This is a genomic window from Gammaproteobacteria bacterium (genome assembly GCA_021647245.1).
Classification (GTDB): Bacteria; Pseudomonadota; Gammaproteobacteria; order RBG-16-57-12; family RBG-16-57-12; genus JAFLJP01.
The window spans coordinates 41,004-56,471 of sequence record JAKIVC010000020.1; the positions used below are offsets into that span (position 1 = coordinate 41,004).

Annotated in this window: 13 protein-coding genes and 1 other RNA gene; 5 read left to right on the forward strand and 9 right to left on the reverse strand. The window is 48.5% G+C overall.

Features of this window, described 5'->3' with window-relative positions; translation table 11 throughout:
- Positions 1-5: 5 nt before the first annotated feature.
- A complete protein-coding gene (locus L3J94_07295) occupies positions 6-374 on the reverse strand; it encodes a tetratricopeptide repeat protein (protein ID MCF6218547.1) in 369 nt (122 codons plus the stop codon).
- Entirely contained in the window at positions 374-2,680 is a 2,307-nt protein-coding gene (mrcB, locus tag L3J94_07300) for a penicillin-binding protein 1B (protein MCF6218548.1), read from the reverse strand. The genes L3J94_07295 and mrcB overlap by 1 nt, the downstream gene beginning before the upstream one ends.
- Positions 2,681-2,774: 94 nt before the next feature.
- On the opposite strand from mrcB, the gene L3J94_07305 reads away from it, so the two are divergent.
- Positions 2,775-3,371, forward strand: a complete 597-nt coding sequence (locus tag L3J94_07305) for a flavodoxin family protein (protein MCF6218549.1) — start codon at positions 2,775-2,777, stop codon at positions 3,369-3,371.
- Between the two features lie 98 nt (positions 3,372-3,469).
- On the opposite strand, the gene L3J94_07310 is transcribed toward L3J94_07305, so the two are convergent.
- The 4 genes from L3J94_07310 to L3J94_07325 form a co-directional block, all read right to left on the reverse strand.
- A complete protein-coding gene (locus L3J94_07310; GenBank protein ID MCF6218550.1) occupies positions 3,470-4,867 on the reverse strand; it encodes an FAD-binding protein in 1,398 nt (465 codons plus the stop codon).
- Between the two features lie 69 nt (positions 4,868-4,936).
- On the reverse strand, positions 4,937-5,623 hold the full coding sequence (locus L3J94_07315) for a BON domain-containing protein (GenBank protein MCF6218551.1): 687 nt from the start codon (positions 5,621-5,623) through the stop codon (positions 4,937-4,939).
- A 41-nt stretch (positions 5,624-5,664) separates the two neighbouring features.
- Positions 5,665-6,030 carry a YraN family protein gene (locus L3J94_07320; protein ID MCF6218552.1) on the reverse strand — a complete coding sequence of 122 codons (366 nt, stop codon included), beginning with the start codon at positions 6,028-6,030 and terminating at the stop codon, positions 5,665-5,667.
- A gap of 319 nt (positions 6,031-6,349) precedes the next feature.
- Positions 6,350-8,131 (reverse strand): penicillin-binding protein activator, encoded by a 1,782-nt coding sequence (locus L3J94_07325; protein ID MCF6218553.1) that lies wholly within the window; start codon positions 8,129-8,131, stop codon positions 6,350-6,352.
- A gap of 104 nt (positions 8,132-8,235) precedes the next feature.
- Here L3J94_07325 and rsmI point away from each other — a divergent pair, with 104 nt between their 5' ends.
- Both rsmI and rnpB read left to right on the forward strand, forming a co-directional pair.
- On the forward strand, positions 8,236-9,039 hold the full coding sequence (gene rsmI, locus L3J94_07330; protein MCF6218554.1) for a 16S rRNA (cytidine(1402)-2'-O)-methyltransferase: 804 nt from the start codon (positions 8,236-8,238) through the stop codon (positions 9,037-9,039).
- 247 nt (positions 9,040-9,286) lie between these two features.
- Positions 9,287-9,637: RNase P RNA component class A (gene rnpB, locus L3J94_07335), an RNA gene on the forward strand.
- Between the two features lie 476 nt (positions 9,638-10,113).
- On the opposite strand, the gene L3J94_07340 is transcribed toward rnpB, so the two are convergent.
- The 3 genes from L3J94_07340 to L3J94_07350 form a co-directional block, all read right to left on the reverse strand.
- Positions 10,114-11,103, reverse strand: a complete 990-nt coding sequence (locus L3J94_07340; protein ID MCF6218555.1) for an integron integrase — start codon at positions 11,101-11,103, stop codon at positions 10,114-10,116.
- A gap of 816 nt (positions 11,104-11,919) precedes the next feature.
- The gene (locus L3J94_07345; GenBank protein ID MCF6218556.1) at positions 11,920-12,321 is read right to left on the reverse strand and encodes a PIN domain nuclease; all 402 of its coding nucleotides are present in this window, start codon (positions 12,319-12,321) and stop codon (positions 11,920-11,922) included.
- Complete coding sequence (locus L3J94_07350) at positions 12,318-12,512, reverse strand: type II toxin-antitoxin system VapB family antitoxin (protein ID MCF6218557.1); 195 nt, start codon at positions 12,510-12,512, stop codon at positions 12,318-12,320. The genes L3J94_07345 and L3J94_07350 overlap by 4 nt, the downstream gene beginning before the upstream one ends.
- Before the next feature lie 206 nt (positions 12,513-12,718).
- On the opposite strand from L3J94_07350, the gene L3J94_07355 reads away from it, so the two are divergent.
- Together L3J94_07355 and L3J94_07360 are read left to right on the forward strand one after the other, a co-directional pair.
- Positions 12,719-14,125 carry an ATP-binding protein gene (locus L3J94_07355; protein MCF6218558.1) on the forward strand — a complete coding sequence of 469 codons (1,407 nt, stop codon included), beginning with the start codon at positions 12,719-12,721 and terminating at the stop codon, positions 14,123-14,125.
- 4 nt (positions 14,126-14,129) lie between these two features.
- Positions 14,130-14,450: a hypothetical protein gene (locus tag L3J94_07360; GenBank protein MCF6218559.1), complete on the forward strand. Its 321-nt coding sequence runs from the start codon at positions 14,130-14,132 to the stop codon at positions 14,448-14,450.
- The last annotated feature ends 1,018 nt before the right edge of the window (positions 14,451-15,468 follow it).

Sequence of the window (15,468 nt, forward strand, 5' to 3'; positions counted from 1 at the left end):
GGTAGCTAACTCTGCTCATGTTGTCTCTCATTAGCCTGTTTGATGAGTGCTTTGCTGCGTTGGATCAACCGTTGGTCACCCGCCGCAAACTGCGCTGCCCGACCCGCAAACTGCTCTGCCTTGCGATACTCGTGGCGTGTTAAATAGAGCTCGGCGAGCAGCAGCCAAGCGTGAGCATTGCGTGGCTGCAAGCGCACAGCCCGCTCCAGTATGGCAATGGCTTGTGCGGTCTCGCCACTGGCCGCTTTGCTGTTGGCCTGTGCCAAAAGCGTATCCGCTGCACTTATACTCTGCGGTTGCTGTTCAGGCGGTGTTGGCAGTGTGCTACAGCCTGCGAGGCTCAGGGTCAATAATATACAGATACGATATTTCATTATTCAAACCACTTTTTTAGCCGCTCCAGCACTCCCCACTCCCGGCGTGTGTTGCAGGGGGCGTCAGCTTGCGGTTCGGTGCCTCTGATAAAGGCCAATTCAAGACGCGCTTCACAACCCGCATCTGCCAATAAACCGCTCTCGGCATCAACCCAGCGGTGAGTGATGTTGGGTGGGGCAGGCAAGGGCTCCAAGTTACCCTCAATCTCCCTCATTATGGCGGCCCAAATGGGCAAGGCACCACTCGCACCGCTCAGGCCAATCACCTGATTATCATCATTGCCTAACCATACAACACTGAGGTACTCACTGCCAAACCCGGCAAACCAGCTGTCACGTAGCTGGTTGGTGGTACCGGTCTTACCCGCCAGCGATAGCGACGGTGGCAGTTGTGCGCCTACTTGCTTACCGGTGCCCTCTCGCAGGGCTAACCGCAGCGCTTCATTGAGCAGATAAACGGCTGCGGAGGAGAACCTTTTCTCGGTGTTTAACCCATAGCGTTGCAGTGGCTGATCTCTGGCATCTAAAACATCACGGACGGCACGCAGCGGGGTGTAATAACCCCGGTCTGCCAGGGTTTGATACATTTGAGCCACCGCCAGTGGCGAAAGCTCCAATGTACCCAGCATGACGGACGGGTAGGGGGGGATCGTGGCATCAATACCCAGTTGTTGCAGGGTGTCAGCCACAGAGCGCAACCCCAACTCCAAACCCAGTTTAACGGCTGCCTGGTTGTAGGATTTTGATAACGCGGTTATTAAGGGTACTGCGCCGTGGCTGGTGTGATCATAATTGGCGGGTGACCAGACGGTGCCATCCGATTGGGGCAGATTAATCGCCTCATCTTTAATCAGGGTTGCCAGGGTGTAGCGTTGTGGCTGGGAAAGAGCCGTCAGGTAGATGGCAGGTTTAAGCAGAGATCCTACTGGACGACGCATCTCCAGTGCACGGTTAAAGCCCCAGTATTGTGGCTCGGCGGCACCCACCATGGCACTCACCTCGGCACTGCCCAGCCGACTGACGACAGCGGCAGCTTGTAGCTTGACACGTTCGGGCTGTAGCCGCTTAAGCTGTTTGATGAGTGCCTGTTCGGTTGCCTGTTGAATGATGGGGTCCAGCGTGGTGAAGATTCGCAGTCCTTCGCTGCGTAGGTCTTGGTCACGATAGTCGTGAGCCAACTGTTGCTTTACCAGCCCCATAAAGGCAGGGTAACGACCCTCACCCCGATTAGGTTTGGGTGTGACTGCGAGGGGGGAGGCTAAGGCAGCGGCGGCTTCGGTGGAGCTGATAACGCCATCACGATGCAGTATCTCGATCACTTGGTTGCGGCGCTCGACTGCGCGCTGGGGGTGACGGCGAGGGTCGTAATAGGCTGGCCCGCGTACAATGGCTACCAGCAAAGCAGACTCTGCCAAGGTGAGGTTTTGCGCGGGTTTGTTAAAGTAAAACTGTGCGGCTAAGCCGAAGCCATGAATGGCGCGATTGCCATCTTGGCCAAGGTAAATTTCATTCATATAAGCCTCAAGAATCTGCGGCTTTTCAAATCGCCACTCCAACAGCAGCGCCATAATCGCTTCATTTATTTTTCGACTGAGGGTTCTTTCGCTGTTGAGGAAAAAGTTTTTAACCAGCTGCTGGGTCAAGGTGCTGCCACCCTGAACAACTCGCCCGGCACGCAAATTAGCCCAGGCCGCTCGAATAATTCCCTGCAGATCAACACCTGGGTGGCGGGCAAACTTTCGGTCCTCTATCGCTTGAAGAGCAATGGGTAGCAGGGGGGGCAGTTGTTCAAGTTGAACCAGAATACGATCCTGTTGATGGGCGGGGCGAATAATGCCAATCTCGACCGGCCTGAGCCTGACCAGGCTTAACGGCTGTTTGCTATCTAAATCACTCAGCTGCTGAACCACTCCCCCTTTAATTTGCACACTGATTGAGTGGGCAGGCTCTTCACCATCCCAATGTCGGAACGCGCGGCTGCTGATAATAAAATGCCCAGCGCTCTGGCGGTAGGTATTGGGTTTCAGCCCATTGGCGGTTGACTGATAACCGGCCAGGTCAAGCTCGGTCCGTAGGTTCTCCGGGGTGAGCGGCTGTTGGCGGTATAGCTCCAGTGCGCGGGCGTAAACCCGTGAAGGTACCGACCAGCGTTTGCCCTCAAACTTTTTCTGTACCACCTGATCAAGGTAGGCGGTGTAGCCAATCAAACCGAGAGAAGAGATAAACAGCACCAGCAACAACCCTGTTAGCCATCGGCGCTGGGTGGTCGGTTTGCTCTTTTTGCGGGGGGGCGGTTTTTTGGGCATGGGCACAGTATACCCATTCGGCAGATTTTCGATTGAGACCTTTACGTATTTTTTTATGAAAACGCCGGTCTATAATTTCCAGAGGAGGATCGCAATGAATAAGATACTGGCAATTAATGGTTCATATCGAGAAGGTGGTATGACAGACCAAACAGTGGAGCTAATGGTTCAGGCTATTGAATCGACAGGTGCCGAGGTTGAGCATATTCTGCTGCGTGAATATCCGATTGAATTTTGCCTGAACTGTCGAGAGTGCACACAAGAGGAGGGGAGTCGCCCCGGTCACTGCGTACAGCACGACGGCATGCAGGCGTTGGTTAATAAAATAGAGCAAGCAGATGGCTACATCCTGGCCTCACCGACCAATTTTGGCTCGGTAACCGCTCTCTATAAACGCTTTATGGAGCGGCTGATTGTGTATGCTTATTGGCCATGGGGCGCAGATGCACCTCAGTTTAGAAAAGCGCACACTGCCAAGAAAAAATCACTCTTAGTCTCTTCATCCGCAGCCCCAGGAGTGATTGGGCGAATAGTGTATGGAACCCATAAGCAACTTAAAATGAGTGCCAAGGTTATCGGTGCCGACACGGTGGGTGCGCTGTTTATCGGTGGTACTGCAAAAGAGTATCACCAGACCTTACCCGAGGGGGTAAAGAGCCGGGCACTTAAGCTGGCCGAAAAGCTGGTTTAAAACAGGGAGCACTACTCAATTTTAAGCGCCTTACTATAGGGCCGGTTGAGTACGAAAAGCTCTCACGAGCTGTTTAGCGGTTCCCTAGGATTTGGCGGCTACTTGTCCAGTGGAAACATTTTGTCCGGGTTGAGAATATTACGGGGATCGAAAAGTCGTTTGACCCCTCTCATCAGTGTGAGTGTGGCATCATTGATTTCACGCCCGACAAAAGCCTGTTTCTCCATGCCAACACCGTGTTCGCCAGAGAGGGTGCCATCGAGCTTTAATACCAGTGAGAATATCTGATCCAGACATGTCGCGGCGCGACTCATCTCTTCCGGGTCATCGGGGTTGACCAGTAGATTGACGTGAATATTACCATTGCCCGCGTGACCGAAGTTAACGATGGTGATGTGATGTTTTTCCGCCAGCTGTTGCAGGCCATCAATGAGCTCCGCCATATGTGAAACGGGTACCACCACATCTTCATTTATTTTTTTCGGTGCGACTCTTCTTAGTGAGGGGGAGAGTGCTTTGCGGGTGGCCCAAAGAGCGGCTACCTGTTCAGCTGTTTCGGCGAGGGTGAATTTTACCAGCCCATTCCCTGCTGCTGCTTTTTCTATGGCTTTAACCGCTGAATGAATCCCCTGCTGTGGGCCATCCACTTCGATCATGAGCAGTGCCCCGGCATTTTTTGGTAGTTCGGCGGCTGAGTATTCACGCACCATTTCAATGGCTTTATGATCGATAAACTCCAATGCGCAGGGTGTTGTGGGTTGGGCCATTATTCGTGATACGGCGGCAGCGGCGGCGGCCATATCGTTATAGATCACCTGCATTGTGCGCTTGGTTTCAGGTAGGGACGTGAGCTTGAGAATCGCCTCGGTAATCACGCCGAGTGTCCCTTCAGAGCCGATAAACAGACGGGTGAAGTCGTAGCCCACCACCCCTTTGGTGGTGGCAGTGCCACACTTGATGAGCTCGCCCTTGCCACTGATTGCGGTGAGGCCAAGCACATTGTCTCGGGTGGTGCCGTACTTGACGGCGCGTGGCCCTGCCGAGTTGTAGGCAAGGTTGCCGCCAACACTGCAGAAGGCCGCACTGGTGGGATCTGGCCCCCAGAAAAAGCCGTGCACTGCGGCGGCTTCTTGAACTTGAAGGTTGGTGACTCCGGGTTGCACGATGATCAGGCGGTTGTCCGGGTCAACTTTTATAATTTTTGTCATCTGCTCACTGGATAACACTACGCCACCGTAAAGGGGTACGGTGGCCCCTGTGGTACCGGTTCCTCGGCCACGGGCAGTCAGGGGGATTTTGTGCTGATGGCAAAATGCCACAATGGCTTGCACTTCTGCTGTTTCACGAGGGAAGAGCACCAGTTCGGGCAGGCTGTGGCGGCGGCTGTTGTCATAACCATAGGGCCAACAGTCAGCCGGATGTTGTAGAGAGGTATCGGCATCGACCAGTGCGGTCAGTGCAGCGGCCAGTGTGGGTGTAAGCGTGGTGTAGTTCATGAGGTGGGCTGCTATATTTACACCGCAACGGTCGACCCGTTACGGTGTGTTGAGGCGGGTGTCCTGATGTTATTGAGCGGACTTGTTGATCCGGTCTAAGGCTTGATCGATCAACGTATTACCGCTGTCTCGGTTGAGCTCTTCTGGGCTGATTTCGCGCTCTTCCTCAACCTCTTCATCCTCGATGATCTCAAACACTCGGATGACCCGTTCAACACCATCGACCTGTTGAGCGATCTCTACGGAGGCGGTGGCTTCCTCCTCTGTGACCAAACCCAGCAGGTAGACATTGGCGTGCTCGGTGACTACTTTGATTTTGGATGGATCAACGGCACTGTTGCGGAGAATTCGCCCCTTCACCTTGGCGGTGATCATCGCATCGTTATTGCGACTCTCAAAACGTGAATTTGGTTGGATTTTTATTTCATTGTAGACCTTTTTCACCCCCGCAATGTTACTGACAATCGCCTCAACCTGGTCTCGTATCGGGCCAGTGGGCGCTTCCCCCGTGAGGAGTACTTGCTGGTTGTAGGAGATAACATTGACATGCACCTGTGTGCCGATCTCTTTGCTGGAGTAGATAGCGTCATTGGAGCGAAACTTGATGGTTTGGTCTTGTAGGAAAGCCTCGGTGGTTCGCCGGTCTTCAACAATAATGAAGCTGGTAGCGGCCACTCCCACCACAGCCGCAGGGGCACACCCCTGAAGTGATATGAAGCTGGCAACGATGATGCTGGCAATCAGCAGTTGACGCATGAGAAGGCTCCCTGGCGAGTCTATGGGTTTGTTGTGGGTCATTATGCCTGAAAAGCGTTCTTAATCCATTGGATTTTTTCTTTGCCGAGGAGTGGTTCAATGGCGACGACATCGAATCGACAGGGGTAGTTTTGTTGTTGTGGGTGCCGCTGCAGGTAGTAGAGCGCGGTCTGAATGATGCGTTGCTGTTTTTTTGGAGTGATGCTCTCCAGTGCAGAGCCATAGTGGCGGCGGCTGCGTTGGCGAACTTCAACGAAAATGAGATGGTTATCCTGCTGCATGATGATGTCAATCTCACCCTGACGGCCATGGAAGTTTTGTTGAATCAGCCGAAGTCCCTGCCGTTGCAGATAGTGCAGAGCGGTCTGCTCAGCTGTTTTTCCTCGTTGGTATGAGCCTCCTTTCACTTTTATCTCCAGATTACAATCCATTGCAGGCTATTGGATAATTGTAGGAGCCACCTTTAGATGGCGAAACGTCAAGCTAGGAGGCTGTCGGGCTTAGGTGATCGTAGCGAGGGAAAGCCATTTTGAGTCCATTTTTTTGATCGTTTGAGGCGAATATTGAGCATATTCAACGAAAATGATCGGAGAAATGGGCCTGAATGGCTTTTCCGCAGTAGATTCACCCTAAGTCCGACAGCCTCCTAGGTATCCCGAACGACAGCTTGCTGCTACATATATAAATGCCATATTGGCTCAGCTTCAGGGGTAGCTGGGTTATATTTTAAGGTGACAGCTTGCGGGGCTTGCCCCGGTAAAAACGCGCCCACTCGAGTTGTCGGTAGAGTTGCCCCTCGTGGGTGAGTTGCATATGGCCAGTTTCGCCATAGTAGTTGAGCTGGCTGGGCCTGGTTTGCAGGAATGCACTGAGTCGATAGGCATCGATACCCATAGCATAGAGTCGCCAATGTTTTTTATGAGCATTGGGCCAGATCGAGAGAATTTTATTCCGCAGTGGCCTCTCTTTGTCGGTATCGAGTGTCCAGGGGGTATCGCCGAAAATGATGCCATCCATATCACGATCCTGCTGTGGGTCAGGTGTGCCCTGATAGAGGTGAGAGGTGCCATATATCGGGATATTGCTGGCGTAGTGGAACTTGAACTGAGGGCGTAGCAATCGTGCTTGGCGTGGCTGCGCGGCGATAAATATAAAATCAACATCCTGGCGGCGACGCGGAGTGAACTTAAGGGGGCTACGCAAGCTTCTTTGCAGCTGTTGGCGGCGTTTATCGCTTAAATCCAGCTCAAATGCGGCACGGATTGGTTTGGAAAAGTCGCTCTCCTTGGGGTTGTAGGATTGCTTGCTACGCACCTCGCCGCCCAGCAAATTCCATGTCTCCTGAAATGAGAGGCTGATGCGCTCACCCCAGTTATTACCCGGTGTCAGGATGACCGGATGGCGCAGCCCACTGTTCCAGGCGTAGAGAGCCGCTTGTATCGCCTCATCTTCTGGGGAAAGCGCTAGTTGATAAAAGCCATTGGGTGCGACTCGGCTGATACGGGTGTGGTTGAGTGCTAGCAGTGGCACTTGCGGAGCCTCTATCATCGCAAGGTGGTCGACGCTCTCTTTGGTGAGTGGGCCGATAATGAAGTGAGCACCCTCTTCGAGGGCCTGTCGGTAGGCTGACCATGCGAGCTCTTTTTTACCCTGCGTGTCATAGAAACGCAGCGTGCTGGTAGATTGTTGCTCATAGTAGGCACTGAGAATACCATCACGTACCGCATTAGCAGGCTGGCTATATCGTCCGGTGAGGGGTAAAAGTATTGCGATTTGTTGCGGCACTTGCAGGGTGTCCGCAGCTTCTGGCGTACCCTCCAGTAGCAAAGACTCCTGGCGGGTGCTACCCCTGTATCGCCAGTTTTCCAAGGCCCCTAGAATCTGCCCCAACCGTTGTTGCAAGTGTTGCCTGATCAGCGGATCGTGTTCATCTGTCAGCTGCTGGTCGGTGATCAATGCGATATCGAGCAGGCGCTGTATATTATCAAGGCGAGCCTCGCCGTCACTGATGTAGGCCATAATGCCAATACGCGCATCCGCCTCTTGCGGGTAACGCTGTAGCTGTTGGTAGGCAGCCACCTGTAATTGATAATATTGCCGAGCTTGCGTGGCTTCGCCCAGCGGTATTCCTTGCAGCGGTTCGAGTGCCTTTATAACCGCTAGAGGTGACCCCATCTCCTCGGCAATCTGTGCCGCCAGCAGTTGACGGCGAATAAGCAGACCAAGCGCTAGTGACCCCACCTCCATTTCATGCAAAATTGCGCTCGCTTGATCCAGCGCTCCCTGATGAAACAGCGAAGAGGCGATCTGCAAGAGCTGATACTCTCGCTCGGGAGAACGCAGCTGCTTAGCTTGAAAAATAGCCCCCTGCAGAGCGTTATCTACTTCCTGTTGTAACCGCTGGGTGGTATCGTCACCGGTCTGTGGCAAGCCTGTTTTTGCGCAACTGGCCAGCGCAAGGCAGAAGAGAAGTAAAAAGAGAGAATAGATAGCGTCTCTGCAATGCATGTAAAGTAGCTCACTGATGAAATTTCACACCAGTATCGTGATGAGGGGATGTTGTGTCAAATACACCGGGTATCTTATATATAGTCGCGACACCTATTGGCAATATGGGCGATATAAGCGAGCGCGCACTACAAACGCTGCACGAAGTTGCACTCATAGCGGCCGAAGATACCCGGCACAGCGCCCGACTACTGCGCCACCACGGGATCAACACCCGCTGTGTTGCGCTGCATGAGCACAATGAGCAGAATGCATCGGCGGGGTTGATTAAGCGCCTAGAGCAGGGTGACTCCATTGCCCTTATCTCCGATGCCGGCACACCACTGATCAGTGACCCAGGTTTCTACCTGGTCAGGGAAGTGCAGCAGTCAGGGTATCGGGTGATCCCGATTCCAGGTGCTTCGGCATTGATTGCCGCACTCTCGGTCGCCGGCCTCCCCTCCGATCGTTTCAGCTTTGAGGGGTTTCTGCCCGCCAAGGGTGAAGCGCGTCGTCGTACACTCGCCGCCCTAAGCCGCGAACCGCGTACCTTGATATTTTATGAATCAACCCACCGGATTTTTGACTCGCTGCATGACATGGCCGAGGCTTTTGGCTCGCAACGCCCGGCGGCGGTAGTGCGCGAGTTAACCAAAACATTTGAAACCGTACACCGTGCAGAGTTGGGAGCATTGTGTGAATGGATGGCGGCGGACGATAACCAGCGTCGTGGCGAATTCGTAGTGCTGGTGCAGGGAGCCGAGCCACAGCAAAATTTTGAACAGGTGGCAATAGATCCCCAAGCACTTTTGATTGAGCTGATGGCACTGCAACCACCCAAAAAAGCGGCGGCCACCGTGGCCAAATTGACCGGCCTGAAAAAGAATGCACTGTATGAGCTGGGATTGCGCTTAAAATCGGCGCAATAAATCGTCATGGCCAGTCACCCTAATCCCCAGATAGAAACACCTATGCTGCACAAGCGCTTGATTCCACAGCAAAACAAAAAATAGCCGCCGAACCTGCGGGTGCCACTCATATTTTTAGCTTCACTGTGAAACCAAACTCTCACACATCATCTCGCGCCTCTATCGGGGGATTAGAGAGTCACCACTGTTTAGCTTATTTACTAAAGCGTATAGCGAGGCAGCCCCCAGCTTGCTATACTGCGCCCCGAGAGTTGGCTAGGCAACCGCGCTATCGCAAGATATCGAGGAAAGTCCGGGCTCCATAGGGTGAAGCGCCAGGTAACGCCTGGGAGGTGAAAGCCTACGGAAAGTGCAACAGAAAATATACCGCCTAAGCACCTTTCGGGGTGCCGGTAAGGTTGAAATGGTGCGGTAAGAGCGCACCGCGTCGGCGGTAACGTTCGGCGGCAAGGTAAACCCCGCTTGGAGCAAGACCAAATAGGGGGGCAATGGTGTGACCCGCACTGTCCCCGGGTAGGTTGCTTGAGGTATGTGGTGACGCATACCCTAGATGAATGGTTGTCCACGACAGAACCCGGCTTATCGGCTAACTCTCACTTTCTTAAAAATATCTATCCGGCCACTCTCTCGCCTAACGCTATAGCGCCTAACCAATGAGTAAGGTGTTAACCGCTTGCAAAATATTCAAGGTGTATCTCGTACCTCTTCTCACTCATTACCTGCTAAGCCACTGCTCTGTTTTATGAGGCCGTTGCAAGCCGCTTAAAGTCACCCCACCGTATAACAAGGCACGAAAACGCTACGTGTGATGTAGTGGTGACTCGGGGCGTTCAAGCTGTAGGAAAACCCCCAAACCACCCCAAATAGCGTAAAATGGCATCAAAGCATAAGGATTGCGCCAATGCCAAATTTCATCCCCCGCAACTATCGGCAAGCGATCATGGTCACCCTCAATTTTGAGGATCAATTACAGCCGGGCACCTTCGAATACGCGCTGCACTATTTCATAGAAAACAAACTCGACCTTTCGATAGGTTGTGCTACGTTAGTGCGAGCACTTGCAGGATTTAGGTATTATATGGGGTTATCCAGTGGGCTTATCACCCCACGCCCGCCACGGTTTAGCACATGGGTATAAATCTCCGTAGTGCTCACATCAGAATGTCCCAATAGCTCTTGAATAGTGCGAATATCATAGCCCGCCTCCAGTAAGCGAGTGGCAAAACTGTGGCGAAAAGTATGACAACCACATTTTTTTACAATGTTACACTTTTTCACCGCTTGCTTAACTTTACGCTGAATGGTGTTATTTGCCATGTGGTGGCGACGAATGATGTTTGATCTAGGATCAAGCCCCACCCTCTCTGCAGGAAATAGATATTGCCAGCCTAACTCAGTCTCAGCATTGGGATACTTTTTAGCAAGAGCATGGGGCAGGTAAACGCACCCATGGCCATTATTTAAATCAAACCTATGCAGATTCATCACGTAGTTAATCTGTTTTTCAAGTATTTCTATTAATCCCTGAGGCAATAGCGTACGGCGATCTTTTTGTCCCTTACCATCGCGCACCACTATCATTGACATTGAAAAGTCGATATCTTGAACACGCAAGCGCAGTGCCTCACTAATACGTAATCCACTACCGTAGAGCAGTTGTACAACTGATTTATAGATACCCTCCATTTGATTAATTACCCCATTAGCCTCCTTGTGGCTAAAGACCACAGGGATACGACGACCTCGACTAGCACCCACCATGCCAATATTGCCAAGCTCCTTGCCAATAAAACGCTTGTAAAGAAATACCAATGCATTTAACGCTGTCTTCTGAGTGTTGACTGCCACATTACGTGATAGAACTAAATGGTCGAGAAAAGCCTTGACCTCAACAACGCCCATGGCCTCAGGGTGGCGCTTATTATGGAATAAAATAAAACGACGAACCCACTGAATGTAGGTTTGCTCAGTTTTATACGCCAAGCCTTCAGTGCGAATAAAGGCACGTAATTGATCAAGGAGTTTAGTAGGTTTATCTGGAATTTTTATCGGGATATCATTCATATTAAAATCCATTTTACTGTATAAATAAACAGTAGTTACCAGGTTGAAGCCTGTCAACAAGGGATTTACCGGGCTATATCAGCGCACGTGTTGCATATCCGGGTATATGCTTTTTGTAGTCCCCTGTAACGCATTGATATTGCTTTATATTTTCAAAGATGGAAGAGGTTATTAGAAAATAGATGGCTCAAAAATAGTCTCACTGGCATAAAAAGTCAGAGTGATAATTTTTGGTTTCATTGCAATGCATTGAAAATAAACAACTAATAATCAATCGATTATTTCTTTGTACAAAATAGTTCTTTAAGAGATAGTATGGTGGTTAGACAGAATAAAACTGTTAGGTGCATCCAAAAAAATAGCAAAAAGTGGTGCGTGTATTTCCAGTTTCTTTTGGTGGCGCTAGCAAAGTTTAGCGTGAAATTGTTCCACTATCCAAATCGGCCAGTTCTTTGATCGTGGCTTCTGACTATGGGTCTCCCTCGTTCGGTCTTTTGCGTTTTTATTGCAGGCCCGGTGGTCTCTTCTGGGTGCTAATCGAAAGGGTAGGGGGCGGATCAAAGAGGTCGAGATTTGTGGCAGCGAACAACGGCGCAGAAGTTGGGCCGTGGCAGCGAACGACAGTGGTGAGTCTGTTGGGTGAAATGTCAGTGTAAGCGTCAAGGGTTGTGTTCTGTTGGGTGTTCGAAAGGCTGCACCTAACCAGGGCAATTAACACGGACAGTCCTCCGCGGCATTTAAATTGTGCGGTCATTCCGTTACACTCCATTTTCGCACAATTCAAACGCCGCTCCGGCCTTCCGGTTATTGCTGGCGTTATGTTTTTGTCAGCACTGAAGTAAGTTTTAAGTGTTTGACGAAGGGGATAAAGTCTCTATCTGAGAAAAGCAAGGGCAGTCGGTTGTCGATACAAAAAGTGGCAATAATAATGTCTGTTGTTTTCCTGATAGTGATTCCCTTTTTTCGTAAATTACGATAGTTATTCGCGCACTTTGAAACCATATTATGGCCAAACAGCTCGTATTGATCCAAGGTGGCAAGCCTTTTCTTGGCCTGGTTATAATCTTTGTCGTGTCTAAATCCTTGAAGAATTTCTAATAGTATTATGTCACCTATGGCAACAGAGTCATCTTCAAGGGCAGTATCAAGTGTGTTAGTTTCAGTGTTATCTAAGCCGTTGAAATAGTCAATCCAAACGCTGGTATCAACTAAAATCACTTTCCGCCCCTCATCTCGTCAAGGTCGCCTTCCCACTTAAGCTTGCCCCTCAACTTTCGTATTGCTTGCTGCTGGTTTTTCTTAACAAGTAGTTTAAGCCCAAGTTCTACAGCTTCCTTTTTTGTCCGTAGTCCGGTAGCCTTTAACGCATCGTTCATTAATTTGTCGTCAATTACTATGTTCGTTCTCATAAATCACCTTATGTGTATATTTAATGTCAATATACACATTATAGTGAAATATAAAAACATAACAAGGCCCATCAACTCGGACAATTTACCGCGTGGTTTGGTTTGCGTATTCGCTACGCTCAATTTTACGCAAACCAAACCACGCGGTAAATTGCCGGTTATGGGCGACGTTATGTTGCTATGAAAACTGTTAAGGGGAGATCAAGGTGCCTGTAGAAGAAGAGAAAAAAGACATTGAATATTCTGATGGACTTGATAAGTTCATTCACTTTGCTTTCGATGATCTAGTCGATGTTGCCAGCAGTAATTATCAGTTATTTGAAGAACTTTATTACAATAGGAAAAGCCAATGCGATGAGTTTTATGCGTTGATGGAGGATAGTCATGTTACTTCACCAAACGTATTAATAGTGGGGGGGGCCGGGGTCGGAAAGACAAGTTTTGTACATAAACTTATAATAAGTACAAAAAAAGACCGTCACTATTGCTTGATGCTTGATTATAGAAAGGTTGTCCCAAGGACGAAGGATGGACTGATTAGCTATTTCATTAAAGAAATGGAAAAGTATTTCGATGAAGTTGGTCATCCAATTAATACTCTCTCAGATACAAATAAGCTGGATTCAAATTTTCAATGTGTGTATAGCCACCTCGATCTTCTAGATAAAAATGATGTTAGTAAGCATTTGATACTTTTTTTGGATGATTTCGATTATGCAGAGGAAGAGTGGTTTGAGCTTCTCAGTTACTTTATCCCTTTTTCTAACAACGAAAAAACAAGCCTTGTTCTGTCTGTAAGGGAACCGCTGCTAAATTCTATCGATGAATATGATGATCGATTTAGAAGTTCATATATAAAGAAGGCTAGGCAAATAACGTTATCGCCTATCTCTGTCGAAAATGTAATATCAACGCGGCTTGCTCCTATTTTGATAGAAAAGGAGAATACAAATAAGTTATATGGAATACTGTCAGGGCTATTCAATAGAAAAAGTCCCTTGTGTGTTTTGGCAAGGACGCACGGGACGATAGTGGATGACTTGCCTCGGTTTGAGTACCCTTTGACAAAAAAACACAACACCTTTATGCAGCGTATCACTAGTGGGGATATCAGGGAAACTTTTGCGATTGCGTATGAAAGTTTGAAATTTATATTTGAGCATGATGAGTACGTTCAAGTATTGAGTGAAGATGGGCTTGAGAAAAAACGAGTAGGCCGTGAAGGTGTAATGAAAATGCTGTATGACAACAGCGACGCAAGCTACAAAATAGAAAACATACATAAATTGCGGTCAAAATCAGGAAACTCTCTGTTTTTTAATGTGTTAGAGGCCGTTAAGATGCTAGGCGTAGTAGATGAGAGATTTTATAGATCACTGACAGAACTCGGGCATTCAAAAAAACGTATTGATGATGCAATTGAGTCGCTATCATCAAAGCGGTATAAGTTTTTCGTTCCTTCCAAAATTGTTCCGAAAAAAGTAAAGAAGAATATTGAATACAATAGAGAGTATATTCCTCTTCCTAAGTTAGAAATGTATTTAGAAATGTGCACTGATTGGCAAGAATACATATCTCGTTGTGGGCACTATGGTAAATCAATTGAGGTCTAGTTTAATGAAGTCAAACGTTCTTTTGGATGTTGCAGAGTTGGCCCTATCTCACCTTGGTGATAAATCTAACGTAACATACGTGAATATCAACGACCTATATGATGAATATATATCCGGTGGGGCATTATGTAGAATTCCTGTATCCAAAGAATATTTTAGGTCGGCTCTGAAAACTATGTTCCCAATATATAAAAATGTGAGGAAGCACACAAACGATTTTAAAATATCGATCAAATCTGCATATTTTGTATGTGATGAATTGTCTCTAACCCTTAGGCCTATTGAGCATATAATGCAGAGAAAAGTAGAGTTATGTTTGGCTTGAAAAAATTGTTTAGTAAAAAATGTAATACATGTTTCTTTAAGCAGGAAGGTAATTGTATTCTATATCGTGTAATGCACCATCCTTGCGGGATGAAAACAAATAAAATAAAAGGAATTACCGATGCTGGTTTTTATGTGAATCTAGTTAATAATAGCAAGTTAAGTATAAGAGCCCTGTATTTTTCAATAGCATCATTGATGGTAGCTGTTGCAGCACTTTTGGTAAATATAGTGAGGCTTATATCTTAGTCAAGAAAATACGCAACATAACAAGGCCCATAAACTCGGACAATTTGCAGCTGTGTTTGGTTTGCGTATTCGCTGCGCTCAATTTTACGCAAACCAAACACCGCTGCAAATTGCCGGTTATGGGCGACGTTAGCGTCAAAAAAAAATAAACACCAAACCATCCGAAAGTATTGGTATTGTACATAAAGATCTTATAGTGGAGCAGAGGTGCTGGAAAACTTAAATCTTAAAGACTCCGTTGTCTCTGGAAATTCATTGCGACTAAGCGAATTTAATTTAGGCATATTACGCCTATCGAATACATTGGTGTTTTGAAAGATTTAAAACCCGTACAAAACAAAAAAATCCCAAACAGCATTGTTGCGTAAAATTAATAGTCAATAAAGAGTGCAGGGTTTAGATTGTCCCCCTTCCAAATATCGCATACCCTGAGAGCATTTAACGTGCACACGACAAAAAACTAAAAAATCCAATTCCACGTAATGGCAACAGTCAATAATGAATATTTTATCCAGGCTTTACCACTACCGAATATCGCGCTATTCTGATGGTTATTGAAATGAAAAAGAAAACAAAAAGAGAAAATACAAACATATCCAGGGTGAGTGCTAATAGCGATGGGTGCGAATGCTGGAAAAACGCTAATCGGGTAGCCAAGGGTCTCTAACCCTCAGCCCCCACAACACCCTGCATGCGGCTCCGCACAGGGCGTTTCACTTAGCATAGTGAAGCTTGATCCATCCATCACGTAGTGCCACTAGCCCCTGAGA